The organism is Fulvivirga aurantia, assembly GCF_009711475.1.
Classification (GTDB): domain Bacteria; phylum Bacteroidota; class Bacteroidia; order Cytophagales; family Cyclobacteriaceae; genus Fulvivirga; species Fulvivirga aurantia.
The window spans coordinates 1-7,127 of the sequence record NZ_SMMD01000747.1; the positions used below are offsets into that span (position 1 = coordinate 1).

At 40.3% G+C, this 7,127-nt stretch carries 8 protein-coding genes; 2 read left to right on the plus strand and 6 right to left on the minus strand.

All coding sequences use genetic code 11. From position 1 onward, the window contains the following. The first annotated feature begins 110 nt into the window (after positions 1–110). Positions 111–1,427, plus strand: a complete 1,317-nt coding sequence (locus E1176_RS08930; RefSeq protein ID WP_155210263.1) for an LTA synthase family protein — start codon at positions 111–113, stop codon at positions 1,425–1,427. On the opposite strand, the gene rpiB is transcribed toward E1176_RS08930, so the two are convergent. The 3 genes from rpiB to E1176_RS08945 are packed head-to-tail and all read right to left on the minus strand — an operon-like array spanning position 1,424 to position 3,981. Then, positions 1,424–1,852, minus strand: a complete 429-nt coding sequence (gene rpiB / locus E1176_RS08935) for a ribose 5-phosphate isomerase B (RefSeq protein ID WP_155210264.1) — start codon at positions 1,850–1,852, stop codon at positions 1,424–1,426. The two genes, E1176_RS08930 and rpiB, sit on opposite strands and share 4 nt — an antisense overlap. After that, complete coding sequence (gene tatC, locus E1176_RS08940; protein WP_155210270.1) at positions 1,849–2,661, minus strand: twin-arginine translocase subunit TatC; 813 nt, start codon at positions 2,659–2,661, stop codon at positions 1,849–1,851. Before tatC ends, rpiB begins: the two co-directional genes overlap by 4 nt. A gap of 51 nt (positions 2,662–2,712) precedes the next feature. Next, positions 2,713–3,981, minus strand: coding sequence for a serine hydroxymethyltransferase (locus tag E1176_RS08945; RefSeq protein WP_155210265.1), 1,269 nt, complete (start codon positions 3,979–3,981; stop codon positions 2,713–2,715). Between the two features lie 161 nt (positions 3,982–4,142). Between E1176_RS08945 and E1176_RS08950 the strand changes: the two genes are divergently transcribed. Continuing rightward, positions 4,143–4,871: a head GIN domain-containing protein gene (locus E1176_RS08950; protein WP_155210266.1), complete on the plus strand. Its 729-nt coding sequence runs from the start codon at positions 4,143–4,145 to the stop codon at positions 4,869–4,871. 2 nt (positions 4,872–4,873) lie between these two features. On the opposite strand, the gene E1176_RS08955 is transcribed toward E1176_RS08950, so the two are convergent. The 3 genes from E1176_RS08955 to E1176_RS08965 form a co-directional block, all read right to left on the minus strand. After that, on the minus strand, positions 4,874–5,782 hold the full coding sequence (locus tag E1176_RS08955; protein ID WP_155210267.1) for a TPM domain-containing protein: 909 nt from the start codon (positions 5,780–5,782) through the stop codon (positions 4,874–4,876). Continuing rightward, the gene (locus E1176_RS08960; protein ID WP_185152715.1) at positions 5,779–6,423 is read right to left on the minus strand and encodes a TPM domain-containing protein; all 645 of its coding nucleotides are present in this window, start codon (positions 6,421–6,423) and stop codon (positions 5,779–5,781) included. Before E1176_RS08960 ends, E1176_RS08955 begins: the two co-directional genes overlap by 4 nt. 17 nt (positions 6,424–6,440) lie before the next feature. Continuing rightward, positions 6,441–7,127 (minus strand): pyridoxine 5'-phosphate synthase (locus E1176_RS08965; protein ID WP_155210269.1); only part of this gene is annotated, 687 nt, incomplete at its 5' end.

Sequence of the window (7,127 nt, forward strand, 5' to 3'; positions counted from 1 at the left end):
TTTCGTAGGCCGCACAGAAATGTAAAGATTTGCTTAGCTTTTTTAGACTCAACGACCCGTACAGGCTTATTATCATCTTTTTTTTGCTGCTAGCATTTAGGCTACCTTATATGCTTAGCGATGGACACCTCACGTTGCCCGAGTTGGACTATATGTTGGTTGGTGAAAAGCTCAACAGTGAAGCAACTTTATATGATGGGGTGTGGGAAAATATAGCACCTCTTTCAGCGGGTGTTTACATGGTCCTCGATTTCCTGTTTGGGCGATCACAAACGGCTTATTACTGGGTTGGTTTATTCTTACTGTTCTTTCAGTGTTTTTTATTCAATAGGTTATTGCTCTCTAACAAAGCCTACAAAGAGAATACGTATATCCCAGGATTGATTTATGCCATCCTTATGTCATTCTTTTTTGATTTCATCACACTCACACCTCAGTTGATGAGTCAGACCTTTTTGCTCCTTGCACTCAATAATATATTTAGCCACATAGAGTTCAGGGCCAAGAGAGATGAAAAAATACTCAACATAGGGATCTATATCGGGCTAGCTTCCCTGTTTTATCTGCCAAATATTATTTTCGGATTTGCTGCACTTATTTTGTTTGTATTCTTTACCGGTACAGTACTGCGTAGGTATCTCTTATTGTTTTTTGGTTTTGGTTTACCTCTGTTATTAGCCACCACATACTTTCTGCTGACTGACAGAATTTTCGAGTTTATTTACAGCTTTATTAATCCTATTCTTACACTGGAAAGTCAGAGCTACTTTACATTGCTGCAGACGGTAATTTTGTTTGCAGTGCCCATACTGGTGCTGATAGCTTCTTTTGTGAGAATAAATCAAAGAGCTCGTTTTACTAACTACCAGACAAGGCTTACTCAGGCGATGTTTGTCTGGTTTGTATTTAGTTTTTTGTTTGTACTTATTGCTAATCAGTATTCCCCAAATATCTTTCTAGTATTTGCTCCTCCGGTGGCTTTCTTTACCAGTCACTATTTGTTGCTCATGAAAAATAGATTGGTTTCAGAGATCGTTTTTATCGTGATTTTTGCAGCCATGATATTGTTCAATCATGGAACACGTTTCAATTTCTTCTTTACAAAAGATGTGTTATCAATGGAAGAGTATGTAGTAAGCGAAGGAGACGCAGCCCTTGAAGGCAAAAAGGTTTTGGTATTAGATGAGAACCTAAACGCTTATATTAACTGCCAACCTGCCACACCTTTTCTTGATTGGAACATGGTGAGCGACCTTTTTGAGGAGCTGGATTATTACGATAATCAGGTGATTATTCTACGCGGGTTTGAGAATGATATGCCCGAAGTTATAGTAGACCCAAATGGCGTGATGCCGGCTGTATTTAACAAAATGCCAACCTTGGCTAGCAAATATTCAAAGCAGGGAGCCAGGTATTACCTTAATTAACAACCTATTTTCTCAACACGTCTTGCATGTCGGCCACCTTCAAAATCAGTGGTTAGAAATTTCTTAGCAATATTTTCTGCCAGATCGTAAGCAATAAATCGTGCTGGGAGGCATACAATGTTAGCGTTATTGTGCTGTCTGGCGAGTTCTGCTAATTCTTCATTCCAGCATATTGCGGCTCTTATGCCCTGATGTTTATTGGCTGCCATTGCAACACCATTAGCGCTACCGCAAATCAATATGCCCAATTGTGCATTACTTTCTTCCACCGAAGAGGCAACAGGGTGAGCAAAATCGGGGTAGTCTACAGAGTCTTCGTGGTCTGTACCGAAGTTTTCTACCTCATGACCAAGGCTTTGTAAGGCCTCAATTAATTTGGCTTTGTACTGAACTCCTGCATGGTCTGCTCCGATGGCTATTTTCATGGTCTTTTTTCTATTTGAGATTTTGCTAAATCTTTTAAGCGTTTTTTATTCACTCTTCGTGAAATCAAGATACTCATTTCATAAAGTCCAAACAATGGAAATGCAATGAGAATTTGACTAAGAGGATCTGGTGGAGTAAGCATAGCTCCAAGCACTAAAATAACTACAATAGCGTGCTTTCTATAGCTACGCATAAGCTCTGGTGTTACGATTCCTATTTTAGAAAGGAAGTAAACCACGATGGGCAATTGAAATAAAAATCCGCTACCTAAAACGAGTGTAATGAGTGTTGATACGTAAGAGGTAATATCAAACTCATTCATGACAATGTCACTCACCTGATAATTAGAAAGAAAATTTACGGCAAGTGGACTCATGATGTAGTAGCCAAACATTACACCTATGGAAAAAAGTAGGGTTACGAAAAATACAGCGCCTCTCGATACCTTTTTTTCATTTAAATGAAGTCCAGGACTAATAAATCGCCAGAACTCCCAGAAGATATAGGGAAAGGCCACTATTATACCTATTACAAAAGAAGATGTAATATGCATGGTAAACTGGCCGGTCATCTTTCTACTCTGGATTTTTAACGGTATGTCATCTATACAAATTGCAGTAGAGTTTATAAGCTCCCCTACGTTGCATAGCATGCGGAAAGTCCAGAAATCTGGCTTTGCAGGACCAAAGATGACGGTATTAAAAACAAAATCAACAGAAACAAATGCTGCTATTGAGAGCGCCATAACGGCAATTAACGAACGGATCAGGTGCCACCTTAGCTCTTCCAGATGGTCTATAAAAGACATCTCCTTCTCATCATCGTCCCCTACCTGATCTAATCTAGCCTGTGTCACTGTTTATTTATATAATGGAAATGCGTTTACCCAGCTGTTGATCTGGGTTTTTATTTCTGAAATTACATCTTCGTCATCCTTATTCATAAGTACACGGTCGATGTATTCTACAATGCGCGTCATGTCGCTTTCTTTCATGCCTCTGGTTGTAACCGCTGCAGTACCGATACGCATACCGCTTGTTACAAAAGGAGATTGGTTATCGAAAGGCACCATGTTTTTATTTATGGTAATGTCAGCCTTGCCCAAAGTGTTTTCAGCGATTTTACCGGTAAGGTCTTTAGATCTCAAATCGATCAGCATCATATGATTGTCCGTGCCGTTTGAAATGACCTTGTAGCCCTTGTCAACAAAAGCCTGAGACATGGTTTTTGCGTTTTTGACCACTTGTACCACATAATCAAGGTAGTGATCAGATAGCGCTTCCTCAAAAGCTACAGCCTTTGCTGCTATGATATGCTCCAACGGTCCACCTTGCGTTCCAGGGAAAACTGCTGAGTCTAAAATGGCTGATATTTTCTTGATTTCCCCTTTTGGTGTTTTGAGATCCCAGGGGTTATCGAAATTTTCTCCTACCATAATCAGTCCGCCACGTGGGCCACGTAAGGTTTTATGCGTAGTAGTAGTTACTATATGACAAAACTCAAGTGGGTCGTTTAATAATCCTCTGGCAATAAGACCAGATGGGTGTGAAATATCTGCTAACAAAAGAGCGCCAACTTCATCGGCAACTTCTCTCAGCCTTTCGTAATTCCAATCTCTACTGTAAGCAGAAGCTCCGCAGATAATTAACTTGGGCTTTTCTTTTTTGGCTATCTCAGCTACATTTTCCCAGTCTATTAAACCAGTTGATTCATCAACACCATAAAAAACCGGCTCATAAAGTTTACCTGAAAAATTTACAGGAGACCCGTGGGTAAGATGACCACCGTGAGAAAGGTCAAAACCTAGTATTTTATCGCCAGGTTTAAGCACCGCAAGCATTACCGCTGCATTGGCTTGTGCACCTGAGTGAGGCTGCACGTTAGCCCAGCTAGCGCCAAATAGTTGTTTGACACGGTCGATAGCCATTTGTTCGATCTTGTCAACGATTTCACAGCCACCATAATAACGCTTCCCTGGCAGTCCTTCAGCATACTTATTAGTAAGTACACTACCCATAGCTTCCATTACGTTAGGAGATGTGAAGTTCTCAGAAGCGATAAGCTCCAAACCAGATTGTTGTCTTTGCTTTTCCTGATCTATAAGATCAAAGATATTATCTCTATTCATAATTTATAGGGCTGTGAAAATGAGGCCCAAAAATAGCCTAAGAAATAGAGATTAACAATATGTTGGGGCTGCTTTGGCCAGATGTTATTTTTTATTTTTATATTTCTCACAATAAACCAACTAACCGAGTGTTTGCCAAGGCAAGCCATAAATTTTGAGGCATGAAAAAAACACAGATACTTATCGCTATAGTTTTACTTTTATCACTTGCAGGATGTGACAACATGGTGCAGGAGAAAGGAAACGGTAATATCATTTCTAAAGATATTGAGGTGGAAGATTTTGAAGAGCTCGATATAAGTGGAAATTTCGAGATAAACTTAATCAAAGGGTCTAAACCCGCATTGACCATTACTATGGATGAGAATCTCTTTGAGTATGTAGAAACAGAAAATAGAGGCGATCAATTGCAAATAGAATCTACAAGATCTCTGCGGAGCGATGAAGGCCTAAGGCTTGACATCACCTATAGCCGTCTCACCTCTATTGAGGTAGGAGGTGCCGCTGCAATTATGAGCGATGATGTAGTAGAAGGTGATTACCTCAATATAATTATGTCAGGAGCTGGCACTATTGACCTCAAAGTAATGCTTAAAGCCCTAAAGATTGTGGTGTCAGGAGCTGGCTCTGTAGATTTAAGCGGCCAGGTGCTGGAGCAAAACATATCTATGAGTGGAGCCGGTGATGTTGATGCTTCAAGATTGGTAAGTGAAAGCTGTGAAATAGAATTAAGCGGTGTAGGAAGTGCCAGGTTATATGTCACTGAAACTTTGGATGCTCAGGTGAGCGGAGTTGGAGGTATTACCTATGCAGGAAACCCGAGTAACGTAAAAACTGATGTAAGTGGTCTCGGAGAAATAAGCAAGATGAAGGAGGACGAGGATAAATAAGGCTACCAGGAGCCACTTGATCCTCCACCACCGAAACTACCACCTCCTCCTGAGAAGCTACTGCTGCTACTTCCCGAAGACCAGCTTGACCCTGAAGACCGGGTCGAGCTTTTAAATGATGAGGCTTTGGCTTTATACCACTTTCGACCCTTGTCGGTTCTTATGTAAAATAATTTAAAGTAGAGGAAGCCAAAAAAGTACAGCCCAAAGAGAAAGATTGCTGGAATAAAGCCGAAAATTATTATAGGAAACGTGGCATAAAAGGGAAGTAAAAACAAAAACAAAAACCAACCAGCGCCACCTTTGGTTAGAAAGGCAAAGTAGCTAAACGTACCTATTACCAGCGTGAACACTACACCCACGATGAGCCTGACATACCAGGGTATACCAGAGAGGTCATCGCTTATAGCAGTTTGCTCACCCTGATCTGACACATAGCTTCCTTCAATGGCAGCTATTATCGCCAGCACCCCTGATTCGATACCTCGGTCATAATCCTGTTGCCTAAAGCTGGGGGCAATTTCATTTCGAATTATTCTATTGCTTAATGCATCGGTGAGGTCCCCTTCCAGGCCATAACCAACCTCAATTCTCATTTTTCGATCATTTAGAGCTACAAGTAGTAATACGCCATTATCATTTTCTTTTTGGCCCAATTGCCAGGTTTCAGCTACTTTCAGTGAGTACTCTTCAAGAATTTCGCCTTCAAGAGAATTTATAATTAAAACCGCTATTTGGTTTGAAGTAGAATCTTCATGTGCTTCAAGTAGATTTTCCAGCTTTTGCACGGTTGAGGCCATTAAAACATTGGCATCATCATTAACACGACCTGATAAATAAGGCACTTCTTTCTGTCCAAAACTTGCTGTAAGTGATAAAACAAAAATCATTAGTGCTAATAACCTTTTCATGTATCTGAGATGAGCTGGTTTGATAATTCGTTTTGGTCTGCTTCATCACTTATAAAGCCATGCTTTATTAAAATGGATGAGCAATCTTCAATAGCCTTAATTATGCCTTCAGTTATTCTTTTCTCACTTACACCGACTAGTAGCTTGTCAACCACCTGATCCCACTCTTCTTGCTGTACCTTATCATCGATGCCTTTATCAGCCATAATAAGGGCCTGCCTTTCGGCAAAAGAGATAAATAGCAAAATGCCTGTTCTATGTTTTGTGTTAAATATTTCGTGTTCCAGAAAAATGGTTTCAGCCTTTTGAAAGGTGGCAAACTCTTTCTCTGCAGGAGAAGTAATAAGCACAGATAAAGATGGAAACAAGAGCGGGAGAAAATAGCCTAAAATAGCGCCTCCAAAAACCAGCGCAAAGTAAAGCAGTGGGTCATAAATTTGAAATGCAGGTACAAGTCGATCGAGCAGTACTAAAACTACAAATGCTGTAAACGCAAATAGAAGAGCGTATTTGTATTTTGATGCAGGATAAGTATGACTTCTGGATAGAAGTACTGGTACGATTTCTCCGGTTATATTAGATTCTGCATTGGAAACTGTAGTTTCAATCTTTTTAAGATCGTCTTTTGCTAGGCCTTTCAAAGGGTTCATTACATAAATTAAACCTTTAGTTGCTTTAAATACAACTGTATCGTGTTTTCAAGCCCTAAATATATGGCATCGCAAACCAAAGCATGTCCGATAGATACCTCGTCCATATATGGTATTTCTTTTTTTAGAAAAGCGAGATTTTCTAAGTCGAGATCATGACCTGCATTGATTCCTAGCTTTAGTTTTTTTGCAACAGAAGCTGCTTTTTTATAAGCGTCTACAGCAAGGTGCTTGTCTTTACGATAGTTTACAGCGTAACTTTCAGTGTACAGCTCGATCCTATCAGTTCCTACATTAGCGGCTCCTTCTATAATTTTTTCATCAGGCTCAACAAATATTGAAGTTCTAATGCCCTCTGCTTTTAACTCACTCAACACCTCATTGAGAAACTCAGCATGCTTTATTGTATCCCAACCTGCGTTTGAGGTCAAAACATCTGGTGGGTCTGGTACTAATGTAGCTTGTGCAGGCTTCACACGTTTCACGAGCTCCATATATCGGGCATCGGGGTATCCTTCGATATTAAATTCCGTTTTTACAACCTCTGCCAGCGCTAATACATCATCATATCTAATATGTCGCTCATCTGGCCTTGGGTGCACAGTTATGCCCTCAGCGCCAAATCTTTCACAATCAAGTGCTGTCTTCACCACGTCAGGATTATTGCCGCCTCTGGCGTTTCTCAAGGTGGCAAA

Coding starts and splice junctions, on each gene's coding strand:
- E1176_RS08930 (WP_155210263.1), top strand. CDS start 111: ATGCTTAGCGATGGACACCTCACGTTGCCCGAGTTGGACTATATGTTG.
- rpiB (WP_155210264.1), bottom strand. CDS start 1,852: ATGAAAATAGCCATCGGAGCAGACCATGCAGGAGTTCAGTACAAAGCC.
- tatC (WP_155210270.1), bottom strand. CDS start 2,661: ATGTCTTTTATAGACCATCTGGAAGAGCTAAGGTGGCACCTGATCCGT.
- E1176_RS08945 (WP_155210265.1), bottom strand. CDS start 3,981: ATGAATAGAGATAATATCTTTGATCTTATAGATCAGGAAAAGCAAAGA.
- E1176_RS08950 (WP_155210266.1), top strand. CDS start 4,143: ATGAAAAAAACACAGATACTTATCGCTATAGTTTTACTTTTATCACTT.
- E1176_RS08955 (WP_155210267.1), bottom strand. CDS start 5,782: ATGAAAAGGTTATTAGCACTAATGATTTTTGTTTTATCACTTACAGCA.